This window comes from Brachybacterium endophyticum (assembly GCF_003130585.1).
GTDB classification, from domain to species: domain Bacteria; phylum Actinomycetota; class Actinomycetes; order Actinomycetales; family Dermabacteraceae; genus Brachybacterium; species Brachybacterium endophyticum.
In genome coordinates, this window is the sequence record NZ_QFKX01000001.1 from 262,819 (window position 1) to 284,177 (window position 21,359).

Annotated in this window: 20 protein-coding genes; 12 read left to right on the plus strand and 8 right to left on the minus strand. The window is 72.1% G+C overall.

The window, feature by feature from the left end; genetic code table 11:
- Nucleotides 1–60 precede the first annotated feature (60 nt).
- A complete protein-coding gene (locus DEO23_RS01155) occupies nucleotides 61–1,410 on the minus strand; it encodes an MFS transporter (protein ID WP_133249815.1) in 1,350 nt (449 codons plus the stop codon).
- A gap of 329 nt (nucleotides 1,411–1,739) precedes the next feature.
- Between DEO23_RS01155 and DEO23_RS01160 the strand changes: the two genes are divergently transcribed.
- A complete protein-coding gene (locus tag DEO23_RS01160) occupies nucleotides 1,740–2,756 on the plus strand; it encodes a TerC/Alx family metal homeostasis membrane protein (protein ID WP_109274176.1) in 1,017 nt (338 codons plus the stop codon).
- A gap of 87 nt (nucleotides 2,757–2,843) precedes the next feature.
- Here the strand turns inward: DEO23_RS01160 and gluQRS are convergent, their stop codons facing one another.
- On the minus strand, nucleotides 2,844–3,803 hold the full coding sequence (gene gluQRS, locus DEO23_RS01165) for a tRNA glutamyl-Q(34) synthetase GluQRS (protein ID WP_109274177.1): 960 nt from the start codon (nucleotides 3,801–3,803) through the stop codon (nucleotides 2,844–2,846).
- Nucleotides 3,804–4,211: 408 nt separating this feature from the next.
- Nucleotides 4,212–5,345, minus strand: a complete 1,134-nt coding sequence (locus DEO23_RS01170; RefSeq protein WP_205678792.1) for a hypothetical protein — start codon at nucleotides 5,343–5,345, stop codon at nucleotides 4,212–4,214.
- A 251-nt stretch (nucleotides 5,346–5,596) separates the two neighbouring features.
- On the opposite strand from DEO23_RS01170, the gene DEO23_RS01175 reads away from it, so the two are divergent.
- Nucleotides 5,597–6,163, plus strand: a complete 567-nt coding sequence (locus tag DEO23_RS01175) for a DUF805 domain-containing protein (RefSeq protein ID WP_109274178.1) — start codon at nucleotides 5,597–5,599, stop codon at nucleotides 6,161–6,163.
- Nucleotides 6,164–6,268: 105 nt separating this feature from the next.
- A complete protein-coding gene (locus DEO23_RS01180) occupies nucleotides 6,269–6,805 on the plus strand; it encodes a peptidylprolyl isomerase (protein ID WP_165831686.1) in 537 nt (178 codons plus the stop codon).
- A 137-nt stretch (nucleotides 6,806–6,942) separates the two neighbouring features.
- Here the strand turns inward: DEO23_RS01180 and DEO23_RS01185 are convergent, their stop codons facing one another.
- Complete coding sequence (locus DEO23_RS01185) at nucleotides 6,943–7,458, minus strand: DUF2871 domain-containing protein (RefSeq protein ID WP_338067802.1); 516 nt, start codon at nucleotides 7,456–7,458, stop codon at nucleotides 6,943–6,945.
- An 84-nt stretch (nucleotides 7,459–7,542) separates the two neighbouring features.
- Complete coding sequence (locus tag DEO23_RS01190) at nucleotides 7,543–9,696, minus strand: MMPL family transporter (RefSeq protein WP_109274179.1); 2,154 nt, start codon at nucleotides 9,694–9,696, stop codon at nucleotides 7,543–7,545.
- A gap of 198 nt (nucleotides 9,697–9,894) precedes the next feature.
- Here DEO23_RS01190 and DEO23_RS01195 point away from each other — a divergent pair, with 198 nt between their 5' ends.
- Nucleotides 9,895–10,989, plus strand: a complete 1,095-nt coding sequence (locus tag DEO23_RS01195) for a rhomboid family intramembrane serine protease (protein ID WP_109274180.1) — start codon at nucleotides 9,895–9,897, stop codon at nucleotides 10,987–10,989.
- 331 nt (nucleotides 10,990–11,320) lie between these two features.
- Here DEO23_RS01195 and DEO23_RS01200 read toward each other — a convergent pair whose 3' ends face one another.
- Nucleotides 11,321–11,950 (minus strand): pyroglutamyl-peptidase I family protein, encoded by a 630-nt coding sequence (locus DEO23_RS01200; RefSeq protein ID WP_109274181.1) that lies wholly within the window; start codon nucleotides 11,948–11,950, stop codon nucleotides 11,321–11,323.
- A gap of 32 nt (nucleotides 11,951–11,982) precedes the next feature.
- On the opposite strand from DEO23_RS01200, the gene DEO23_RS01205 reads away from it, so the two are divergent.
- Nucleotides 11,983–12,663: a GNAT family N-acetyltransferase gene (locus DEO23_RS01205; RefSeq protein ID WP_109274182.1), complete on the plus strand. Its 681-nt coding sequence runs from the start codon at nucleotides 11,983–11,985 to the stop codon at nucleotides 12,661–12,663.
- A 76-nt stretch (nucleotides 12,664–12,739) separates the two neighbouring features.
- Here DEO23_RS01205 and DEO23_RS16020 read toward each other — a convergent pair whose 3' ends face one another.
- Nucleotides 12,740–12,973 (minus strand): hypothetical protein, encoded by a 234-nt coding sequence (locus DEO23_RS16020; RefSeq protein ID WP_165831687.1) that lies wholly within the window; start codon nucleotides 12,971–12,973, stop codon nucleotides 12,740–12,742.
- A 126-nt stretch (nucleotides 12,974–13,099) separates the two neighbouring features.
- Here DEO23_RS16020 and DEO23_RS01210 point away from each other — a divergent pair, with 126 nt between their 5' ends.
- Nucleotides 13,100–13,963, plus strand: a complete 864-nt coding sequence (locus tag DEO23_RS01210; RefSeq protein ID WP_165831688.1) for a PaaX family transcriptional regulator C-terminal domain-containing protein — start codon at nucleotides 13,100–13,102, stop codon at nucleotides 13,961–13,963.
- A 70-nt stretch (nucleotides 13,964–14,033) separates the two neighbouring features.
- On the opposite strand, the gene DEO23_RS01215 is transcribed toward DEO23_RS01210, so the two are convergent.
- Nucleotides 14,034–14,984, minus strand: coding sequence for an aminoglycoside phosphotransferase family protein (locus DEO23_RS01215; protein ID WP_109274184.1), 951 nt, complete (start codon nucleotides 14,982–14,984; stop codon nucleotides 14,034–14,036).
- Nucleotides 14,985–15,071: 87 nt separating this feature from the next.
- Here DEO23_RS01215 and DEO23_RS01220 point away from each other — a divergent pair, with 87 nt between their 5' ends.
- From DEO23_RS01220 to DEO23_RS01245, 6 genes are all read left to right on the plus strand, one after another.
- A complete protein-coding gene (locus DEO23_RS01220; RefSeq protein ID WP_109274185.1) occupies nucleotides 15,072–15,809 on the plus strand; it encodes a glutamine amidotransferase in 738 nt (245 codons plus the stop codon).
- A 97-nt stretch (nucleotides 15,810–15,906) separates the two neighbouring features.
- Entirely contained in the window at nucleotides 15,907–16,776 is an 870-nt protein-coding gene (locus DEO23_RS01225) for a GH25 family lysozyme (RefSeq protein WP_109274186.1), read from the plus strand.
- Nucleotides 16,777–17,096: 320 nt separating this feature from the next.
- Nucleotides 17,097–18,179 (plus strand): iron-siderophore ABC transporter substrate-binding protein, encoded by a 1,083-nt coding sequence (locus DEO23_RS01230; RefSeq protein WP_109274187.1) that lies wholly within the window; start codon nucleotides 17,097–17,099, stop codon nucleotides 18,177–18,179.
- A 9-nt stretch (nucleotides 18,180–18,188) separates the two neighbouring features.
- The gene (locus DEO23_RS01235; protein WP_109274188.1) at nucleotides 18,189–19,259 is read left to right on the plus strand and encodes a FecCD family ABC transporter permease; all 1,071 of its coding nucleotides are present in this window, start codon (nucleotides 18,189–18,191) and stop codon (nucleotides 19,257–19,259) included.
- Entirely contained in the window at nucleotides 19,256–20,461 is a 1,206-nt protein-coding gene (locus DEO23_RS01240; protein WP_205678794.1) for a FecCD family ABC transporter permease, read from the plus strand. The genes DEO23_RS01235 and DEO23_RS01240 overlap by 4 nt, the downstream gene beginning before the upstream one ends.
- Nucleotides 20,458–21,315 carry an ABC transporter ATP-binding protein gene (locus DEO23_RS01245; protein WP_109274189.1) on the plus strand — a complete coding sequence of 286 codons (858 nt, stop codon included), beginning with the start codon at nucleotides 20,458–20,460 and terminating at the stop codon, nucleotides 21,313–21,315. The genes DEO23_RS01240 and DEO23_RS01245 overlap by 4 nt, the downstream gene beginning before the upstream one ends.
- The last annotated feature ends 44 nt before the right edge of the window (nucleotides 21,316–21,359 follow it).

Genomic DNA, 21,359 nt, shown 5'->3' on the forward strand with positions numbered 1-21,359 from the left:
AGACGATACAAGCGAGAACTCAATACGTCGATGTATCGAGTTCTCGATGTGGTGCACGATTCACGCGGCGGGGCCGGCCCCCGCCCGCGCCTCGGCCTGCTCCTCACTGAGCTCCTCGGCGGGGGTGAGGGGTCGCGGGGTGCGGGGGAGCGGCCGCAGCCCGCCGCGGGAGGCGGCGACGACCAGCAGTGCGGCCCCGAGCACGAACAGGACACCCATGGAGGCGAACGCGATCCGGTAATCACCCAGGTCGGGGTCGCCGGCCGGGGCGAGCGCATCCAGCACCAGGCCGACGAGGAGGACCGAGACCAGCCCGGCGCCGAAGCCGCCGATGTTCACGAAGCCCACCGCGGTGCCCACGCTCATCGGCTGCACGCCCGTGCGGGCGATGTCGAAGCCGAGGCCGCTGGCCGCGGCGCCGAGCGCGAGAGCGCAGGCCAGCGGCAGCAGCGCGAGCATCGAGTGCCGGCCCGGGACCGCGAGGACCACGACCCACAGCACGACCATCGGCGCGACGCCCGCCAGCAGGATCCAGCCCCGCCGCCGGGGGAACCTCCCGGAGAGGGTGCCGATCGCGGGGCCCAGCGCCATCCCGAAGACGACCTGCACGGTCAGCAGGGTCGAGACCTGCCCCATCGGCAGCCCGTGGCCCTCCGAGAGGAACGGCACGCCCCACATCACCACGTACGTGTTCACGGCGAACAGGGTGATCCAGTGGGCCGCCAGGCCGGCCCATGCCCCCGGGGAGGTGATCACGTCCCGCAGCACCTCGAGCGGCGAGGAGGCGAGCACCGGGATCGCACCGGTGGGCAGGCCGTCGTGCGGCTCGTCGCGCACCAGGAGCAGGCACAGCACCCCGGCGGCGAACACGAGCGCCGCGAGCATCCCGAAGGCGGGGACCCAGCCGGCCGATGCCAGCACCGCGAAGAACGGGATCGCGGAGATCACCTGCCCGGACTGTCCGAGCACGCCCGTCAGCTGGGTGATCAGAGGTACGCGGCGGGCGGGGAACCAGGCGGCGGCCAGTCGGACCACGGAGATGAAGATCGCGGCGTCGCCCGCGCCGATCAGCACGCGGGCGAGCACCGCCAGACCGTAGGCGCTCGAGAACGCCATGCCGAGCTGGCCGACGAGCATCAGCGCCGTGCCGCCCACCAGCATCCGCCGGGCCCCGAAGCGGTCGAGCAGCAGGCCGGCGGGGAACTGGGCGGCCGCGTAGGTGCCCAGCTGGACCATGCCGACGACGGAGAGAGCGGCCGATCCCACGGCGAACCGGTCGCCGGCCTGGACGCTCGCGACGCCGAAGCTGGTGCGGCCGGCCACGGTGGCGACGTAGGCGAACATGGCCACTCCCCACAGCAGCCAGGCCCGTCGGGCGCGTCGGTGGAGGGACGGGACCGGGCCGGACATGAGGGTGCGCACCTGCGATTCGGGGGAGGGAGGGGCCGGCGTCCTTGCCAGGTCGGGACGTTCTCAGGCTACTCCCGGGTTCGGGCGGCGTGCGGGGGCGTCTCACCCCGGCGGCGGGGCCGCGGGTCGGTGTCTGCCGGGGAGGGCACCGGGAGGGGGAAGGTGCCGAGCCGGTAAGAGGGTCGGAGCAGGGCAGGGATTCTCACACCGGCAACGCCGCCGGTCGACGGTACCCTTGGGGATCAGGCAGCCGCCGGCTGCGGGGACGCGTGTGCGCGCTCCCGGCCCGCGCCGCCAGTCCCCGTACCGAATCCGAGAGGGTCCCCCGCATGGGTGAGCTGTCCATGACCTTCGAGATCACCTCACTGGTGGTCCTCATCGCCATCATCGTGGGAGACCTCATCGTGGTCTCGCGCCGTCCGCACGTGCCCTCCATGAAGGAGTGCCTGGCGTGGGTCGGCGTCTACGTGGGGCTCGCCCTGATCTTCGGTCTGGTCCTCTACTTCGTGGACGACACCCACCACGCCTCGGTCGAGTTCATCACCGGCTGGCTCACCGAGTACTCGCTGAGTGTGGACAACCTGTTCGTGTTCATCCTGATCATGGGCAAGTTCGCCGTGCCCAAGAAGTACCAGCAGGAAGTGCTGATGGTGGGCATCATCATCGCGCTCGTGGCCAGGGCGATCTTCATCCTGGTCGGCTCGGTCGCGATCGAGCACCTCTCCTGGATCTTCTACCTGTTCGGGCTGTTCCTGCTGTACACCGCGTTCAAGCAGGTCCAGGGTGACGAGGAGGAATCCGGCGACGAGGAGAGCGGGATCCAGAAGTTCGTGGGCCGCTTCCTCCACGTGCACGACGAGTACGACGGCAACAAGATCCGCACCGTCATCGACGGCAAGAAGGCCTTCACCCCGATGCTGATGGTCTTCGTGGTCATCGGCCTCACCGACGTCATGTTCGCGATCGATTCGATCCCCGCGATCTTCGGCATCACCCAGAACCCGTTCATCGTGTTCACCGCGAACCTGTTCGCCCTGATGGGCCTGCGCCAGCTGTACTTCCTGCTCGGTGGCCTGGTGGACCGCCTGTCCTACCTGCACTACGGGATCGCCGCGATCCTCGCCTTCATCGGCGTGAAGCTGCTGATCCACGCGATCCACGAGTCCCCGCTCGAGTTCATCCCCGGCTTCGAGGTCCTCGAGAAGATCCCCGAGGTGGGCACCTTCGTCTCGCTCGGCGTGATCATCGGCTGCATGGTGATCGCGACCGTGGCCTCCCTGCTGTGGGGCCCCAAGGGCGACGGCGAGAACGACGAGGTCGAGGTCGGTCACTCCCAGCAGGGTTGAGGCCGGCGCGGCCCGGGGCGCGGGTGAACCCTGAGAGCGGGTGAACGCCGAGGGCGGGTGAACCCCGAGGGCGGGGAGGCTTGGGCCCTAGGCCGGCAGGTCCACCACCCACGGCGTCGTGGCGAGGGTCGAGGGATCCCAGTGCTCGAGCACGTCGGCCGCGGTCGAGCAGTCGCGCACGCCGAGCGAGTCGCCGATCCGCGCGACCACTGCGGCCGCGTCCTCACCGCGCTCGGCGCGGTCGCGCAGGGTGACCGCCCCGTCGCGCTTGGCCAGGCGGGCCCCGCTCGGGGAGACCGCGAGCGGCACGTGGGCGTACTCGGGCTGCTCGTACCCGAGCAGGTGCGCGAGATGGGCCTGGCGCGGGGCTGAGCTGAGCAGGTCGTCCGCCCGGGTCACCTGGTCCACGCCCTGCGCGGCATCGTCGACCACGACCGCCAGGTTGTAGGCCACGACGCCGTCGCCACGGCGCAGCACCAGGTCGTCGACGCCGCCGGTGACCGTGCCCGCGAACAGGTCGTGGACCGTCCACTCCGTGACGTCGGTGCGCAGGCGCAGTGCGGGCTCGCGGCGGAGCTCCCGCATCCTCTCCCGGCCTGCTGCGCGCTGGGCGGCGGTGAGGTCGCGGCAGGTCCCCGGGTAGGCGCCGGACGGCGCGTGCGGGGCCGACGGCGCCTCGAGGATCTCCCGGCGCGTGCAGTAGCACTCGTAGACGAGACCGGCGTCCGCGAGGTCCCCGATCGCCGCGTCGTAGGCGTCGGCACGAGCGGACTGGTGCACGACCTCGCCGTCCCAGTCCAGACCGATGGCCTCGAGGTCCTCCAGTTGACGCGCCTCGGACCCTTCGCGCACCCGGTCCAGATCCTCCACGCGCAGACGGAACGCCCGCCCGCTGCGCCGCGCGAGGACCCACGCCAGGATCGCGGTGCGCAGGTTCCCCAGGTGCAGGTCGCCGCTCGGGGACGGGGCGTAGCGCCCGGCGGGCGGGAGCGTGCCGGCGGATCGCTGTGTCCCGGCGGGGGAGGGTGGAGGCACGGGGGAGGGCATGGTCTCCAGTATGGCGGCCGGGGTGGGCCGGTGCCGGTGCCGGTGCCGGTACCGGTGCCGGGCGGTTTCCGTGCCGGGCGGTTTTGCCGTGCCGCCGCCGGCTCGGATCGGTGCCTTCGATGGCTCTGGGTGAGGGCTCAACCCCTCACAGGGCGTGAGACCTCACCTGGAGCCATCGAACGTCACGGCACACCCCGGAACGCCACCGCATCGGCCCCGAGCAACCACGGCACACCCCGGAACGCCACGGCGCACCCCCGAGCAACCGCGGCGCGCCCCGAGCAGGCCCGGAGCAGCGCCGCGCAGCCCGAAGCAGCCCCCGAACGTCATCCGGCCCCCGGTGCGAGGGCACCGGGGGCCGGATGTCTGCCGAACGGCGGTGGCGTTCGGCGCGGTGTCAGACCTGGATCAGGAGTCGCCGCGGTGGTTGCCGCGCTTCTCCGGATCGGCCGGGTTGTCCGCCGGGTCGATGGCGGGGTCGATGACGCGGCCCGGCTGGACCTCGCCCTTCCCGTCAGCGGCCTGCTTGGGGCTGTTGTCGTTCGCGCTGCCGGCCTGGGGCTTCCCGGTCGAGGCCGAGCCCTTGCCGTCACCGGACGTGCCGGCCGCGCTCGACGCGGCGGCGCCGGTCGCGGCGGCACCCGAGGCGCCCGCTGCGGCAGCGCCCTTGTTCGAGCCCTTCGCAGCGGAGTCCTTCGACGAGGAGCCCTTGTCGGAGGCCTTCGAACCGGAGCCCTTGCCCTCACCGCCGGCGGAGTCGACCTTGACCTCGGACGGCTTGGTGTCCGAGGAGCGGTCGGCGGTGTTCGGGGTGGCCGCGGAGTGGGAGCCGGAGGCACCCGAGCCGCTGCCGCCCTTGAGCGAGGAGGCGACGTCGCCCGCCTCGGCGCCGGCGACGGCGTCCGAGACCTGGGTCGAGTCGGACTCGTCGGAGCCCGAGGCCGGGTAGTGGGCGCGGGCGAAGTCGGCCGGCGGGGCCCAGGGGTCCTCGACCGGACGGGTCTTCTTCCACACCAGGTAGCCGGCGGCGGCACCGACGGCTGCGAGGCCGAGGACCAGCAGCACCTTGCCCACGCCGCCGCTCTTCTTCGCCGGCGCGGGAGAGCTGAGGGCTGCCTTCTTGATGTCGCCCTGGCCCTTGTCGAACTCGCTGCGCGCGGCGTCGACCGCGGCCGCGACGGCCGAGCTCACCACGGAGCCGGTCGCCCCGGCGGTGCGGCGGGCTCGGGGGAGGTAGTCCTCCTGGAAGTCCTGACGGAAGCGCTCGGCCTGCGGGCCGACCTTCTCGCCGAAGGCGGAGAGCCGCTCCTGCTGGGCGCGGAGGTTCTCCTCGACCTGAGGGCGCACCTGGTCGACGAAGCTCGACGCCTTGTCACCGGCGTTCCCGGCCAGCTTCTGCAGCTCGTCGACGGCCTTGTTGGCCTTGCCCTCGGCGGTCACGCCGAGGTTCGCGACTGCCTTCTGCGCCTGCTCCTGGGCCTTGGACGCTTCCTTCCGGCCCTTCTTGGCGTTCTGCTTCGCACGCTTCGTGCTCAGTGCCATGCGAGTCCCCTTTCGGTCGACCCCGCCGGGCTGTCCCGACGAGGAATGCGGACGAACGCTGGTCGCGTCGCTTCGAACGCGACGACACGTCTCGAGTGGCTCCACCCTACAGTGACCGGCGGCACGCTGATCCAGAGTGCTGACAGGTGGGGATGACGTTCCTGCGCAGACGGGTGCGTGGATCTCGGACGGAGGCCGGCCGCAGGGCGGATGTCCGGTGTCCGGTTCGATCTGGCTACCCTGGGACGATCATGCTCCGAACGCCTTCCCCCGTCCGCCGGGCCCCCTCGCTCCCGCCGCTCCCCGGGGCGACACCCGTCCAGGCGCTGCGGCGCTTCGTCCGCCAGTACGCGGTCTTCGCCGGGCGTGCGAGCCGCAGCGAGTACTGGTGGTGGGTGCTGATCAACCTGATCGTCACCGCCGTCCTGGACGTGGCCGGCAGGCTCACGACCGGGGATTGGTCCTGGAACTCCTCGGTGCTCGTGGTGGCCCGCTGGCCGGAAGGCGGGGCGGGGACGCCCGTGGGCATCCTGGCGACGGTCTATTCCGTCGCGGTCATCCTCCCGAGTCTCGCGGTCCTGTGGCGCCGCCTGCACGACGCCGACCACAGCGGCCTGTGGGCCTTCCTCCTGCTGATCCCCTTCGTCGGCTGGATCCTGCTGGCGGGGATGCTCGCCTCCCGCTCCGATCCCGACGGGGCGCGGTTCGACCGTCCGACGGAGCGGACCGGGCCGGACGCCCCGCTCGGGTTCCGCAGCGGGGCCTGGACCTGGTCCTCGAGTGCGCCGGAGCGTGAGCGAACCCGCACCGGAGCGTGACCGAGCCCGCGCCGGAGGGCGACTGAGTCGGACGTCTCCTCCGAGGGGCCCGGCGTGCGCCCGGCTGGGCGGTTCGTGCGCGCGTGCCTGTGCGAGACTGGCGCCATGTTCGCAACACTGCACACGAACCAGGGCGACATCCGCCTCGAGCTGTTCGAGAACGACGCCCCCAAGACCGTCGAGAACTTCGTCGGCCTCGCCGAGGGGACCCGCGAGTTCACCGACCCCGATTCCAACGAGAAGGTCACCCGTCCGTTCTACGACGGCGTCATCTTCCACCGTGTGATCGACGGCTTCATGATCCAGGGCGGTGACCCGCTGGGCACCGGCACCGGCGGCCCCGGCTACATGTTCGACGACGAGATCTCCGAGAAGAACTTCAACGAGCCCTACAAGCTCGCGATGGCCAACGCCGGCAAGCGCATGAACGCGATCACCGGCAAGCCCTCGGGCACCAACGGCTCGCAGTTCTTCATCACGGTCGCCCCGACCCAGTACCTGCACGGCAAGCACACCGTGTTCGGCGAGGTCGCGGACGAGGACTCCAAGAAGGTCGTCGACGCGATCGCGACCACCAAGACCGACATGCGCGACCGTCCCGTCGAGGACGTCGTCATCGAATCGGTCGAGATCGAGAAGTGAGCCGCTGAGGCGCCGTGAGCGCCTCGACGCGACACCTGAACCGGTGAGAGCGCCCGGGACCATCTGATGGTCCCGGGCGCTCCTGCGTCCGGCGGGATGCGGACGGGGTGGGGTGCGGTCGGACTGGGATGCGGGGGTCAGCGGGAGGCGATGGCGCCCTCCGCGTCGGCCGGCCGCGCGGCCTCGCTCCTCGCCGCCGCGTCCTGGCCTGAGGCCCCCTCGCCGCGGCGGACGATCGCCCGGCGCAGCATCACCATCAGCAGCACGAAGCCGGCGGTGAGCAGCATGTGGCCGAGGCCCGCGATCCCTGCGAGGCCGGCATCCATCCCTCCCAGGTCCACGCCCAGGACCGTGGTGAGCCCGCGCGCGAACATCGCCCCGGTGCTGATCAGCACGCCGGCGTGGTAGGTGATCTGGAACCAGGTGAACAGGCCCCTCGAGGCCGACAGCCGCAGCACGACCTCCAGGGCGAGGACCGTCAACAGCACGATCACGCCGAGGGTCAGCAGGTGGGTGTGCACGACGCTCAGCTGCGTGTGGTCGGTCGCGGGCCAGTCGGCGTTCTTGGTGATCTCGCGGAAGGCGAGGCCGGAGGCCAGGCCCAGTCCGAGGTAGACGCAGACGGCGGTGAACAGGCGGTTCAGGGCGGTCATGGGAGTTCTCTTTCGCAGTCGGTGCGGTTGTCGAGGCCGGTAGGCCGGGGGCCGGACGGCCGAGGGATCGAGAGTCGGGGTGCGTCAGCGGGCGGTCCGGCGCAGGCGCCCGGGCCACCACATCCGGTCGCCCAGCAGGGCGAACAGGGCGGGCACCAGGACCGTGCGCACCAGGAGGGTGTCCACCAGGACGCCCAGGCCGACGATCAGTCCGAGCTGGCCCAGCACCACCAGGGGCAGCACCCCGAGGGCGGCGAATACGGCGGCCAGGACGATGCCCGCGCTCGTGATCACCACGCCGGTGGAGCCGACGGCGCGGACCGTGCCGCGGGTGGTCCCGTACGTCTCGGCCTCGTGGCGGATCCGGTGGGTCAGGAAGATCGTGTAGTCCACGCCCAGGGCCACCAGGAACAGGAAGGCCAACAGCGGGACGGTCACGTCCAGGGCGGGGATGTCGAACAGGGTGCGTCCCACCCACAGGCCCAGGCCGATCGAGGCGAGGGTGCTCAGCAGGTTGGTCGCCAGCAGGACGATCGGCGCGACCACGGCGCGCAGCAGCACGATCAGGACGATCAGCACCACCGCCAGGATGATCGGGGCGATCAGGGTCAGGTCGCGGATCGAGTCGTCGTGGACGTCGAGCGCCTGGGCCGAGGTGCCGCCCACCAGCGCCTCGGGGTCCGCGTCGTGGACGGCGGTGCGCAGCGCGCCGACCTCGTCGAAGGCCTGCGGCGACTCGGGCTGGGCGCTGCCGGTGGCCGAGAGCACGGTCCGGCCGCCCGGGGTGGTGCCGGTCTCGGTGACCGCGTCGATCCCGGGAACGTCCTTCGCGGCCCGGGTGACGGCGTCCGCGTCGGCCGAGGGGGTCGTGATCAGGTGCGGTCCGCTCTGACCTGCCCCGTAGTGCTCGGCGATCGCGGTGAAACCGGTCTGCGACTCGTTGGTCGCGGCGAACTGCTCGTCCTGGGTGAGGCCCACGCGGGTGCCGATCAGGCCGGTCGCGCAGACGCCGAGGATCACCAGGGCGCCCAGCACGGAGGCGGTGCGCCGGGCGGTGACGAAGCGGGCGATCGAGGCGAAGACCCCGCGCTCGGCGCCCGGCCCGCGCTCGGCGCCCGAGGTCGCAGCGGCTCCCGCAGTGGCCGCGGGCCCCGCCTCCACGCGCGGCACGAAGGGCCAGAAGATGCGCCGGCCGGTGATCGCGAGCAGTGCCGTCAGCGGGAACAGCACCGCCAGCAGCGAGATCACGAGGCCCACGGCCGCGGCGATGCCCAGCCCGCGGGTCGCGGGCATGACGGCGAGAACGAGGGTGAGCAGGGCCAGCACCACGGTGATGTTCGAGGCGAGCACGGCCGGGGCGGTGGTGGTCCAGGCCCGCTGCAGGGCCTCGCGGTGATCGCGGAAGCGGTGCAGCTCCTCGCGGTAGCGGGAGATCAGCAGCAGCGCGTAGTTCGCGCCGGCGCCGAAGACGAGCACGCTGATCACGCCCGCGTCGAAGGCGAGGGAGAAGCTCTCGCCCAGACGGGAGGTGACGGCGCTCGCGACGCCGTCGGCCGATCCGACCACCGCGAGCGGCAGCAGCCAGAGCACGGGGGAGCGGTAGGTCAGCAGGAGCAGCAGGCCCACCACGGCGATGGTGACCGCCAGCAGGGTGACGTCGGCGCCGGCGAAGGCGCCGCGGATGTCGGAGCCGACGGCGGGCCCGCCGGTCACCTGCACCTCGAGGTCGCCGTCCCCTCCGACGGCGTCGTGGGCGAGAGTGCGCAGGTGCGCGATCTCCTGGTCCACGGCGTCGTCGCCGGCGCTGACGTCGACGGGGGCGAGGACGAGTTCGGCCTTGCCGTCCTCGGAGGGCATCGGCGGGAGCTCGCTGCCGTCGGTGGCATCGGCCAACGTCGAGCGCAGCGTCGTGACCTGGTCGGCGTCGGCCTCGGTGAGCTTCCCGCCGTCGCTGCGGGTGACCACGGCCATCACGGTCTGCTGGTCGGCGTCGGGCAGCTGGTCGGCGATGGCGGCGGCGCGGGAGGACTCCGCGTTCTCCGGCAGGGCGTCCATCCCGGCGGCCGGGCCGCTGCCGCGCAGGCCCATCAGGCCGGCGGCGAGGACGGCCGCGATCGCGAGCACGATCCAGGCGGATCGTCGGCCGACGAGGAGAGCGGCGAGGCGGGAGGTCGCCGAGGGGCGCCGGTGCGTTCCCGGAGCCGTGCCCGCGGGGCGTCGAGTCACAGAGCTGGTCATCATCATTCCTGATCACGAGGGGTTTGCGCCCGCGGCAGGGACGTCTGCCACGGGACGTTCTCGACGCTACGGAGCGCCCGCGCGATGCGGATCAATCGTTCGATGTATTCACCGTGTGACCAGCGCCCACGGCCACGTCGGAGCGCGTGCGCAGGGTTCTGTGAGCGGCGACCCGGCCCGCTCCTGTAGGAATGGGGCATGGAGAACCGACCCACCTATGGCTACGGGGCCGACGACCAGGAGCCATCGCCCCGCCCCCGGCCCACCTACGGCTACAGCTCGGGCGGGTCCGACGGGACCTCCGGCGCGAACGGTGCGCCGGGCGCCCCCGGGCCGGGTGGGTTCGGCGGGGCCGACGGGGCCGGCGGCTCCGGTGGCGGACAGGGGATCCCGAGCGGCGAGCAGGCGGGAGCCCCCGTCTGCCCGCGGCACCCGGACCGCGTCAGCTACGTGCGCTGCAAGCGCTGCGGGCGTCCCGCCTGCGGGGACTGCCAACGCCCCGCACCGGTGGGCATGCTCTGCGTGGACTGCGAGCGGGAGCTCGGGGCGCAGCAGCGCAGCGCGAGCCCGCGCAACATGGCCGGCGGCAGGATGGGCAGCGCCACCCCGTTCCTGACCTACGGCGTGATCGGCATCTGCGTCGCGCTGTTCCTGGGCCAGACCCTGATCCCCGGCGGCGCTGTCGAACAGGCGCTGATCTACGCCCCCGTGCGCACGCTCGCTATGCCGTGGACCATGATCACCAGCGGCTTCCTGCACGGCGGGATCTTCCACCTGCTGCTCAACATGTACGCGATGTACCTCGTGGGCACCCACCTCGAGCGCACGCTCGGGCACTGGCGCTTCGGGGCGATCTTCCTGCTCTCGCTGTTCGCGGGCCACGTGGCGGTGCTGCTGTTCGCCGACCCGACGGCCAGCTCCTGGGTCGCCCCGACCCTCGGGGCGAGCGGCGGCATCTTCGGGATGTTCGGCACCCTGTTCATCGTCAATCGCCGGATGGGCGCCGAGACCACCCAGATCCTGGTGCTGATCGCGTTGAACCTCGTCATCACCTTCACCATCCCGAACATCTCCTGGCAGGGGCACCTGGGTGGCCTGGTGATGGGCACGGCGGTCACCGCCGCCATGTTCGCGCTGCGCCCGAAGGCCTCGCCCGGTGCCGACCGGGGCGCGCTCGCGAAGCGCTCGGCGGCTCTGCACGCGGGCGTGTTGGTCCTCGGGCTGGCACTGTGCCTGGCGATCATCGCCCTCAAGGTCGTCCTCGCGCCGTCGGGGGCCCTGCCGCTGCTGTGAGTCGGCGTGGCCCGGCGGTCGCCCTCCGATCGCGACCCCCGGGTGGCCGCCCACCGATCGCTGATCCCGTGCGCTCACGGCGCGGGCGATGGGGTCGCCCGGCGAATCACACCGCTGTGATTATCCCCAGTTGTGGACAACTTTGGGGAGAACTGTCGACCTGGTGTGGATCGACGGGGGATCGGGCCCCGATCCCGGTGGATCCGTGGTGGCCCCCGGGCGACGGGAACGTGCGACACGGGCCCTGACCTTGGTGACGAAGGCGTGCAGGGTGCGGAATCACAGGACTGTCATTCGTCCCCAGGTGTGGAGTTCTTTGTGGATAACTCCGTCAGGACTCCCTGCCACCGGTGATCGCGAGGTCCTCACGTGTCCCCAACGCCGCCTCGACCATCGCGACCAGGGCCCGTGCCGCGTCCTCGGGATCAATGACGTCGGCCGAGGGGACGTGGACGAACCCGCCCCGGATGCCGGCGTCCGGTCCGTCGGCCTGCAGCGCGTGGCACAGGCGGTAGAAGACGTCGTTGCACACGAAGGTCCCCGCCGTCTGCGAGACCGATGCCGCCACGCCGAGCGCGCTCGCCGCCTCCACCATCGCCTTGATCGGGAGCGTCGAGAAGTAGCCGACGGGTCCGCTCTCGAGGCTCGGGCGGTCCACCGGGCTCGCCCCGGCGTTGTCGGGGATCCGGGCGTCCTGGATGTTGATCGCGACCCGCTCGGGCGTGATCGCCTGCCGGCCGGCAGCCAGCCCCGTCGCGACCACCAGTCGCGGCGCGTGGGCGGTGACCTCGGCGAGCAGGGCATCGGCGCCGGCCCCGAAGACCACGGGCAGCTCGATGCTCGCCACGGACATCCCGCGGTCGAGGAGGACCGGAGTCGCGTGCCGCACCGCGTCCCAGGACTCGTTCCTCGCCGCCCCGTCGAAGGGCTCGAATCCGCTCAGCAGTACGTCGATCGCCATCCCAGCAGGGTAGGGCGCTCTATCGTGGGCAGATGCCTGCCACGCCGCCGGACCACGTCCCCCTCGAGGAGCTGCATCCGCCCTTCGCCCTGCGCGTGCGCAGCGGGGCGCTGACGATGCGGATGCTGCGCGATGAGGACATGCCCGAGTACGCCGCGCTGCTGCGACGGCCGGTCTTCGCCGTGCCCGACGCTCCGCACGTCTTCCCCTGGTATGCGCGTGACGAGGAGGAACGCGTTCGCGAGGCGCTGCGCTTCCAGTGGCGACTGCGCAGCGAACTGCACCCCGAGAAGTGGACCCTCCCGTTCGGGATCTGGGTCGACGGTCGCCTGGTGGGGTGCCAGGACCTCGGCGCCACCGCCTTCGCAGTGCGCCGGGTGGTCACCTCCGGATCGTGGCTCACCCTCGACCAGCAGGGCCGGGGGTACGGCTCGCTCATGCGCCGCACGGTGCTGGCGCTGGCCTTCGACCACCTGGGCGCGGTGCGGGCGGAGTCCGCCGCCGTGGTCGGCAACGCCCGCTCCTACGGGGTCTCCCACGCCTGCGGGTACGAGCACAACGGCACCGAGGTGATCGAGCAGGCAGGTCGCGCGATCGAGCACCAGCGGTTCGTGGTCACCCCTGCGACGTTCCGGCGCGGTGATGCGGAGGTGCAGGTCGAGGGGCTGACGCCTGCTCTGCGTTCGCTGCTCGGGGCCGACGAGGGGCGCTGATCGCGGGAGGTGGCCATCGTCCAGGGCCGTGGAGCGACATTGCTCCACGGCCCCACCCACCACCACTGGAGGGAGATCAGGCCTGGCGGCCGGGCGGGCGGACGCGCGGATGACGCGACCGCAGAACGGCATAGATGCCGACGGCGACCACGGCGAAGGTGACGACCCCGAAGGCGATCCCCAGCAGGATCGCCAACCCGATCGGGTTGTGCCCCAGGAGGCTGAAGGCAGTGATCGCGGCGGCCATGGCGATGACGCCGGCGACGGCTCCGTTCAGTGCTGCCCTGGTATAGATCTGTCGCGGCTCCATCAGGTCCCCCGTCCCGCCCCCGGCCGCATGCCACGGGATCACGGCTTCGATGCGGACCGGATGTGGACTCACGGTATGGTCGCTCAGCCGACCCCCACCACTTCTGCACGGAACGTGAGAGGAACGATGACCGATCTGGAGCGCTATCGGAGGACCGACCGCGCGCAGGACGTCGGGTTCGTCTTCGCAGCCGTCGGCGCGACCCACCTGCCCGGCCCCGCGCTGGTCCGCATGCTCACCCACCTGCACATGACGGAGTCGGCGGCCCGCAACACCCTCGCCAAGATGGTCAGGCTCCAGCGTCTGGACGTCGAGGCCTGCGGGAGGATCAGCGTCTACAGCCTCGGCGAGGTGCTCGCCCGCCGCTTCCGACAGGTCGAGGGTGCGGCCCCACCCACACCCTGGGACGGCGGGTTCGACACGCTGGTCCACCAGGTTCCCGAGGGTGCGCGCTGGTTCCGCGACCGCCTGGTCTACTACGCACGATTCCATGGGTACGGGACCCTGCGACCCGGAGTGCTGATCGGCGTGCATCCCGACGTGGATCTGGCGCTCGGCCAGGTCGGCGAGCCACCGACCGGAGCGGTGCTCCACCGCGCACGGATGATCCCCGCCTCGCTCGAGGAGGCCCGCGACATGGCGTCCCGCGCCTGGGAGCTCGGGACGATCGCCCGCACCTACGAGACCCTCGGTGCGCAGGTCGACAGGCAGTTCTCCGGCGGTCCGCCCCCGGCCGACGCGGCAGGACTGTGGTCCACCTTCGAGGCGTGGGCCCGCCTCTACCAGCAGGTGACGTCGGCGGTGATCCGTGATCCCCACCTGCCCCACGAGCTGCTGCCGGCGTCGTGGCCCGCCCGCCGGTTCTTCACCCGGCTGGATCGGTTGAACCGCGACTGGGGTCCTCCGCTGCAGAGCTTCCTGCGCGCTCAGGTGGAGGAGAGTGCGGGGGGCCTCGCGCGTTACGAGCCGCTGCCCTGGGAGCGGGGCTGAGCCGGGTCGAGAGGGGCGTGGCTGCCCGGCACAGGAGCGGAGTGCGCGATGCCCCGGCGCGTACGCGCAGTCACACGCCCGCCTCCGCGAGCTGAAGCGCGCCCTCGGCGGCACCGGGCATCGAGCCCGCCTCCTGCACGCACCGTGCGAGCAGCCAGCGGAGCGTGCGCTCCGCGTCCAGCCCCGTCAGTCCGGCCATCCGGGTCGCGAACCCGAGCGGATCGGCCGTCAGTCGTCGGTCGTCGTTGAGCATGTGCTGCAGCAGGTCGTAGTGGGGGTCGCCGACGTACGGCTTGGGGTCGATCATCCGCCAGTCGGCGAGCGACGTGCCCGGGTCCTCGCGCGCCGCGAGCACGTTGTGATGGTGGAAGTCGGTGGCCAGGAGCATGTCGGGGCCCGGTGTCTCGAGCGGCAGGGTGCGGAACATCCCTAGCCCGCGGGCGATCAGCGGTGCGGGCAGACCGCGAGCATCCGTCTCGAGGCGGTGGCGGGCCTCCTCGGCCCACCAGGCACACATCGCGGAGAGGGGCCGGAAGCCGTGAGCCTGCGCTCCGGCAGGGACGGATGCTGCGGTGGGCAGCTCCGATGCCGGGATCCACAGCGACCGCAGCAGCCCGGCGGCCACCTCGTCCTCCTGCTCCGGCGACAGTGCACTCCGCGCGAGCGTGGTCCCGGGGTGGACCTGCTCGAGGAGGATCACGCTGATCGCGCCGTGACGACGCGCCTCGATCACGCGGGGCACGAGAGGGGCGGGGGAGTCGGACAGCGACCATGCGCGCAGCCCCAGCGCCTCGTCCCGGGACTCCTCATGGGCCCAGGTGACCTTGAGGACCAGACCCTCGAGGGGCTCCGACCCGTCGGACGACCCATCCGGATCTCCGGTCCGACGCACCAGACCCACCCAGCCGGTCGATCCCTCGGGGAACCGCTCGAGGACCTCCAGCCCCCGCTCGGTGCACACGCGGTCGCGCAGCGCGAGGATCTGCTGCTCGCTCGGCCGCTCGTCCGCGTCATCGCTCATGACGGGAACGGTAGCGCCCGGCTCCCCGCCGCGCCCGGGAAGCACCGTCTTCGCGCCCGACGCGCACCTCTGGGTCACAATGACCGGGTGAAACCGTTCCTGCTCATCGCCACCCGTCCCGAGGACGAGGTCGCTGCCTCGGAGTACGAGGCGACACTGCGTCTGACCGGCCTCGCCCCGGAGCAGCTGCACCACCTCCAGCTCGACCGCACGCCGATGCCCGAGATCGATCTCGAGGACATCTCCGGCATCATCGTCGGCGGCAGCCCGTACAACACGTCCGACGAGGCCGACACCAAGTCGGAGGACCAGAAGCGGGCCGAGCGCGAGCTCGGCGAACTCCTGGACCGCGTCGTCGAGGCCGACTTCCCGTTCTTCGGCGCCTGCTACGGCGTCGGCACCCTGGGCGTGCACCAGGGCGCGATCGTCGATCGCACCTACGGCGAGCCCGTGGGCGGGATCGACGTCGAGCTCACCGCCGCGGGTCGTGAGGACCCGCTGGTGAAGGCCTCAGGAGTGCCCGACAGCTTCCTCGCCTTCGTGGGCCACAAGGAGGCCGTGCACGTGCTGCCCGCACACGCCGTGCTGCTGGCCACCGGCCAGCGCTGCCCCGTGCAGATGTTCCGCGTCGGCAGCTGCCAGTACGCCACCCAGTTCCACCCCGAGCTCGACAACGACGGGCTCATCGGCCGGATCCACGCCTACCGCGACAACGGCTACTTCGACCCGGCCGAGGAGGAGGCGCTGATCGAGCGGGTGAGCCCGGTCGACGTCCACCACGCCGCGAAGCTGCTGCGCGCCTTCGTCGAGGTCCACGCCCGCTGACGGGAACGGGCGGGCCGCTCCCCGGTGATGCGGTCCGCCGTCCCCGCGCGCAGCGGTCCCGTCCCTGCCCCCACCCCTCCCGGAGGCCCCGAGAGCAATGACGTCCTCCTCGCCCCCACCGACCGGATCGCGTCCGCGTCCCAAGTACAGCCCTGTCCAGGTGCGACGCCGCCAGGTCGCCGCCGGCGGCTGCCTGCTGCTGGTGATCCTGCTGGTCGTGGTCTCCTGCACTGCTCTGCTCGGGCGCGACGGCAAGGGCGGATCCGATGCGGGCCGCGGGGGAGGGAGCGGCGATGCCGAGCTCGCCGTCTCCGAGACGCCGTCGGACGCCCCGGCGCTGTCCCAGCTGCCCGGGAAGGGCACGCTGGGGCAGGAGGAGAACCTGGGGATCGACGTCTCCGCGCACCAGGAGGAGATCGACTGGGAGAAGGTGCGCGGTGACGGTGTCGGCTTCGCCTACATCAAGGCCACCGAGGGCGCCGGCTACACCGATCCGAGACTGAACGCCAACTGGCGCGGGGCCCGCCAGAACGGTGTCACCCCCGGTGCCTATCACTACTTCACGCTGTGCTCGCCAGGGGCCGAGCAGGCCGAGGAGTTCCTGCGCGCGGTCCCGCCCAGCGACGACGCGCTGCCGCCCGCCCTGGACCTCGAGTTCGACGGGGCCTGCGAGAACCGCCCCGAGGTCAAGGAGGCCGACGCGCAGGTCGACGCCTTCCTCGAGAAGGTCGAGGAGGCATGGGGCAGGCCCGTGCTGCTCTACTCCTCCGTCGACTGGCGCAACCATTACGGCCTCGGGGCCACCGAGGACCGCCCGGACTGGCTCTTCCAGGACGGCAAGCGCCCCGCGCAGGGCGACTGGGCGCTGTGGCAGGTGCGCTTCGACGGGTCCGTCGCAGGGATCGACGGGGACGTCGACATCGACGTCCTGCGGCTCGACGTGCTGCAGGCATCCGGCGCGGAGTAGGGAACAGAGGGCACGGAGCAGGGGAGGGGCGCGGCGCCCGTCCGGCCTCGCCGCGCCGGGTCCGTCTCCGCTGGTCCCCACCGGCTTCCGTGCCCGGCACGTCCGGCATGTCGGCTTGTGTGACCCGCCACCCATCCTCCGGACGGGCGTGGTCGTGTCCAGGCACGGCACCGTAGAGTGAGGGCCGCCGAAGCCATGGAGTAGTCGACCCTAACCCCGGGGCCTCGTGCCCCACGGGGACGACTCTCCCGCATACGGATGCCCCACCGGATGCGCGCCCGGCTCCATCCGAAGAAACTTGGAACGGAGACCGTACCGCCATGACCCGCCATCCCCTCGCACCGTCGGGCCCCGACGACTCCCGCGCCGCGCGCCCGGGCCGACGCACCCTCCTGGCCGGCGCCGTCGCCGCCCCGCTGGGACTCGCGCTCGCTGCCTGCACCGGCTCCACCTCGGCCGACGAGAAGTCCTCGGACGACAAGGACTCCTCCGGCGCCTTCCCGGTGACCATCAAGCACGCGCTCGGCAGCGCCGTCATCGAGAAGAAGCCGACGCGCATCGTCACCCTCGGCCAGGGGTCGACGGAGACCTGCGTCGCGCTGGGCACGATCCCCGTCGGCGTCGAGGATTACGCCTGGGGAGCGGACGACTCGGGCCAGCTCCCCTGGGTGCGCGAGGCCATCGAGAAGAAGAACGGCAAGCTCCCGAAGCTGATCAAGGGCTCGACCGAGCTCGACACCGAGGCCATCCTCGCTCTGGCGCCCGACCTGATCCTCGCGCCCTGGTCCGGCGTCACCAAGGAGCAGTACGAGGTCCTCAAGGACATCGCGCCCACGGTCGCCTACGAGAAGGAGGCGTGGGTGATCACCTGGAAGCAGCAGATCAGCACGATCTGCACCGCCCTCGGGGTGCCCTCGAAGGCCGACGAGCTCATCCAGGGCATCGAGGACGAGTTCACCGACCGCAAGCAGGCCGAGTGGGAGGACCTGACCTTCTCCTTCATCTACAACTCCGGGAAGGGCACCCTGGGCGTGTTCTACCCCGACGAGCAGCGGGTGGCGATGGTCAGCGCGCTGGGGCTCAAGGTCGACCCGATCAAGGACGAGATCTCGAAGTACGAGGTCGAGGGGACCGACTCGGCGTCCATCGGGCTCGAGAACGCCGACATGCTCGACCACTCCGACCTGATCTTCACCTTCTACTCGGATCAGGCCAACCGCAAGGAGGTCGAGTCCCAGCCGCTGTACGCGAAGATCCCCGCCGCCGAGGCCGGGGCGCTCGTCGCTCCCACCGACCAGTCCTTCGTCACCGGTTCCTCGATGATCAACCCGCTGACGGTCCCGTGGGCCCTCGAGCGCTACGTCCCGATGATCGAGAAGGCTGTCACGAAGGTCCAGAAGTAAGGTCCTGGCGTGAGGACTGCTGCACCCGCTGATCCCGGGACCAGGGCGGAGAACGCCCGGGTCCCGGGACGCGCTCTGCTCGGCGGCACCCGCAGGCTCCCGCCCCCGCTGGCGCTGGCACTCGGCGTCGTCCTCGTCCTCGTCGTGTGCCTGCTCAGCCTCGCGCTGGGCTCCCGCGCGAACGACCTGCCGCAGGTCCTCGCGGCGCTCGGCGGCCGGGGCGAGGAGCGGATGGCGCTGATCATCGACGAACGTGCGCTGCGCACCGTCGTCGGGCTCGCCGTCGGCGCCGCCCTGGCCGTCTCGGGCCAGCTGATCCAGGGGCTGACCCGCAACCCGCTGGGCGAACCGGGGCTCCTCGGCGTCACCTCCGGTGCCTCGTTCGCGATCGTCGTGGTCACCGCCCTCGCGGGGTCCGTGAGCGGCGGCACCGCTGCGATCGCGGCCATCCCCGGGGCCCTCGCCGCCGTGGCGCTCGTCCACCTCGTCGCCAGGCCCGCCGGCACCGGGTCCGTGGTGCCCCTCGTGCTCGCCGGCGCGGTGGTCACCGCGGTGCTGGGGGCCGTCGTGCAGGGCCTCATCCTGCAGATGCCCGCGGTCTTCGACTCCTATCGCTACTGGGTGGTCGGCTCGCTCACGGGCGCCGACCTCGGCACCCTGACCACCGTCGCCCCCGTCCTCCTGGCAGGGCTCGTTCTCGCGATCACCGTCGCCCCCGCCCTGAACACCCTCGCCCTGGGTGACGACGTCGCGATCTCGCTCGGCTCCCCGGTCCGGCTCGTGCGCGGGGCGGGGCTCGCCGCCGCCGCTCTGCTCGCCGCCGCCGCGACCGCCGCCGCCGGCCCCATCGCGTTCGTGGGCCTCGCCGTCCCGCACCTGGTGCGGGGGATCGTCGGCGCGGACCATCGCTGGCAGCTGCCGATGAACCTGCTGCTGGGAGCGGCTCTGCTCGTCGCCTCCGACGTCGTCGCCCGCGTCATCGTCCGCCCCGAGGAGCTCATGGTCGGTGTGGTCACGGCCTTCGTCGGCGCCCCGTTCCTGCTGCTGGCCGTGCGCCGAGGGGCGGTGACCGACCGATGAGCGACAGTCTCCGGACGCGCCGCCACGAGCGCCAGAATCTCGCCGAGGAGCAGGAGCAGGAGCAGGAGCAGGAGCAGGAGCAGGAGCAGGAGCAGGGGCAGGGGCGCGGGCAGGCGCAGGAGCAGGGGCACGCGGCCCGGCACGGCGGCGGCGATCGTCCCGACGAGGTCGATCGTGCCCGCGGCGGCGATCGCCCCGATCGACAGGCGCCGCAGGCCTCGCTGCGGGGGCCGCTGATCGGCGTCGTGCTCGTGCTGCTGTCGATCGCGGCGGGTGTGTGGACACTGGCCCGTGGTGAGCTGGGCGTGAGCCCGGCCGACGCGCTCGCGGTGCTGACCGGGAACGGCGACGGGCCCGCCGAGATCGTGCTGACCCGCATGCGGGGGCCGAGGATTCTGGTGGGCGCCGGCGCCGGCGCAGCCCTCGGGATCGCCGGGACCCTGTTCCAGTCGGTCACCCGCAACCCCCTGGGCAGTCCCGACGTGATCGGGCTGGGTGCCGGGGCCGGTGCTGGCTTGGCGCTGACGACGCTCGTCTCCGACGGCCCCGGTTCCGCCTGGGTCGGCGCCCTCGCCGGTGCGCTGGTCGCGATCGGCCTGGTGTACCTGGCCACCGGACGCGGTTTCGCCTCGCCGTCCCGCCTGATCATCGCCGGGATCGCCGTGGCAGCGATGGCGCTCGCCGTCACCCAGTACGTGGTCGCGGTGGTCCTGCGCGACGAGGGCTCCCAACTCGCCGGCCAGCTCGTGGGCTCGCTGAACTCACGCAGCATGCAGCACGTGGTGATGATCGCGGTCGCCCTCGCGGTGTGCGCGCCGCTGGCAGCGCTGCTGCGTCATCAGCTGCTGGTGATGGACATGGGCGACGAGCTGGCCGACGCGCTCGGTGCCGGAGCGGTCCGCACCCGCACCGCCGCGATCATCCTCTCGGTGGTGCTGTGCGCCGGAGCCGTCGCCGTGGCCGGGCCGATCGCGTTCGTCGCCCTCGCCGCCCCCCACATCGCCCGCGGACTGGTGCGCTCCCCAGGACCCCATCTGATGATCTCGGCGCTGGTCGGCGCGCTGGCCCTGCTGGTCTCCGACCTCGCCGTCCAGGCCGTGCCCTTCCTCGAGGGACTGCCGGTGGGAGTGGTCACGGCGGGACTGGGAGGGATCTATCTGGGCTTCCTGCTGATCCGCACCTGGAGGAGGACGACCGCATGAACGGCACGACGACGAGCGCCGAGACGGGCGCAACGACGGACCCCGGCGAGACGGCGACGTCCGCACTCGCCCTGGACCGCGCGAGCGTCGGCTACGGCGAGAAGGTCGTCCTGGACGAGGTGAGCCTGACGTTCGCCAAGGGACGGTTCACGGCTGTCGTCGGCCCCAACGGCTGCGGGAAGTCGACCATGCTGCGGGCCCTGGCGCGCACGCTGCCCGTGCGCGAGGGTCGTGTCCTCCTGGACGGCAGGCCGCTCGCCGAGCACCGCTCGCGAGCGATCGCCCGGCGCCTCGCCCTGCTCCCGCAGGAGCCCGTCGTCCCCGACGGCATCACCGTGCGCGGACTGGTCGACCGCGGACGCCACCCCTACCGCTCGGCGCTGCGCCGCCGGCTCCCCGGGGATGCGGAGGCCGTCGAGACCGCCATGCGCGCCACCGGGGTGGACCGCGTCTCGGAAACCCTGGTCACAGGGCTCTCGGGCGGGCAGCGGCAGCGGGCATGGATCGCGATGGTCCTCGCCCAGCAGACGGAGCACGTGCTGCTCGACGAGCCCACCAGCTTCCTGGACATCGCCCACCAGATCGACGTCCTCCACCTGTGCCAGGACATGAGGGCCGACGGTCGCACCGTCGTCGCCGTCCTGCACGACCTCAATCAGGCCGCCCGCTACGCCGACGAGATCGTGGTCCTGCACGAGGGCAGGGTTCGCGCCCAGGGCGCCCCCCACGAGGTCATCGACGAAGCACTCCTCCGCGAGGTCTTCGGGCTCGAGGCCGAGATCGCGAGGGACCCGCAGAGCGGGACGCCCCTGATCGTGCCGCGCCGCCGCTCGCGCGAGGGCGACCGGGTCTGAGACCTGCTGGGGCGGCGCCGGACGGTCTGCGCGTGCCGGGCGGT

Bases quoted from the DNA above. Each gene is read 5' to 3' on its own strand.
- DEO23_RS01200 (WP_109274181.1), bottom strand. From the start codon at position 11,950: ATGGCGATCGACGTACTGCTGAGCGGATTCGAGCCCTTCGACGGGGCG.
- DEO23_RS01190 (WP_109274179.1), bottom strand. From the start codon at position 9,696: ATGACCAGCTCTGTGACTCGACGCCCCGCGGGCACGGCTCCGGGAACG.
- gluQRS (WP_109274177.1), bottom strand. From the start codon at position 3,803: ATGCCCTCCCCCGTGCCTCCACCCTCCCCCGCCGGGACACAGCGATCC.
- DEO23_RS01215 (WP_109274184.1), bottom strand. From the start codon at position 14,984: ATGAGCGATGACGCGGACGAGCGGCCGAGCGAGCAGCAGATCCTCGCG.
- DEO23_RS01205 (WP_109274182.1), top strand. From the start codon at position 11,983: ATGCCTGCCACGCCGCCGGACCACGTCCCCCTCGAGGAGCTGCATCCG.
- DEO23_RS01230 (WP_109274187.1), top strand. From the start codon at position 17,097: ATGACCCGCCATCCCCTCGCACCGTCGGGCCCCGACGACTCCCGCGCC.
- DEO23_RS01175 (WP_109274178.1), top strand. From the start codon at position 5,597: ATGCTCCGAACGCCTTCCCCCGTCCGCCGGGCCCCCTCGCTCCCGCCG.
- DEO23_RS01210 (WP_165831688.1), top strand. From the start codon at position 13,100: ATGACCGATCTGGAGCGCTATCGGAGGACCGACCGCGCGCAGGACGTC.
- DEO23_RS01155 (WP_133249815.1), bottom strand. From the start codon at position 1,410: ATGTCCGGCCCGGTCCCGTCCCTCCACCGACGCGCCCGACGGGCCTGG.
- DEO23_RS01225 (WP_109274186.1), top strand. From the start codon at position 15,907: ATGACGTCCTCCTCGCCCCCACCGACCGGATCGCGTCCGCGTCCCAAG.
- DEO23_RS01195 (WP_109274180.1), top strand. From the start codon at position 9,895: ATGGAGAACCGACCCACCTATGGCTACGGGGCCGACGACCAGGAGCCA.
- DEO23_RS01185 (WP_338067802.1), bottom strand. From the start codon at position 7,458: ATGACCGCCCTGAACCGCCTGTTCACCGCCGTCTGCGTCTACCTCGGA.
- DEO23_RS01245 (WP_109274189.1), top strand. From the start codon at position 20,458: ATGAACGGCACGACGACGAGCGCCGAGACGGGCGCAACGACGGACCCC.
- DEO23_RS16020 (WP_165831687.1), bottom strand. From the start codon at position 12,973: ATGGAGCCGCGACAGATCTATACCAGGGCAGCACTGAACGGAGCCGTC.
- DEO23_RS01170 (WP_205678792.1), bottom strand. From the start codon at position 5,345: ATGGCACTGAGCACGAAGCGTGCGAAGCAGAACGCCAAGAAGGGCCGG.
- DEO23_RS01180 (WP_165831686.1), top strand. From the start codon at position 6,269: ATGTTCGCAACACTGCACACGAACCAGGGCGACATCCGCCTCGAGCTG.
- DEO23_RS01160 (WP_109274176.1), top strand. From the start codon at position 1,740: ATGGGTGAGCTGTCCATGACCTTCGAGATCACCTCACTGGTGGTCCTC.
- DEO23_RS01240 (WP_205678794.1), top strand. From the start codon at position 19,256: ATGAGCGACAGTCTCCGGACGCGCCGCCACGAGCGCCAGAATCTCGCC.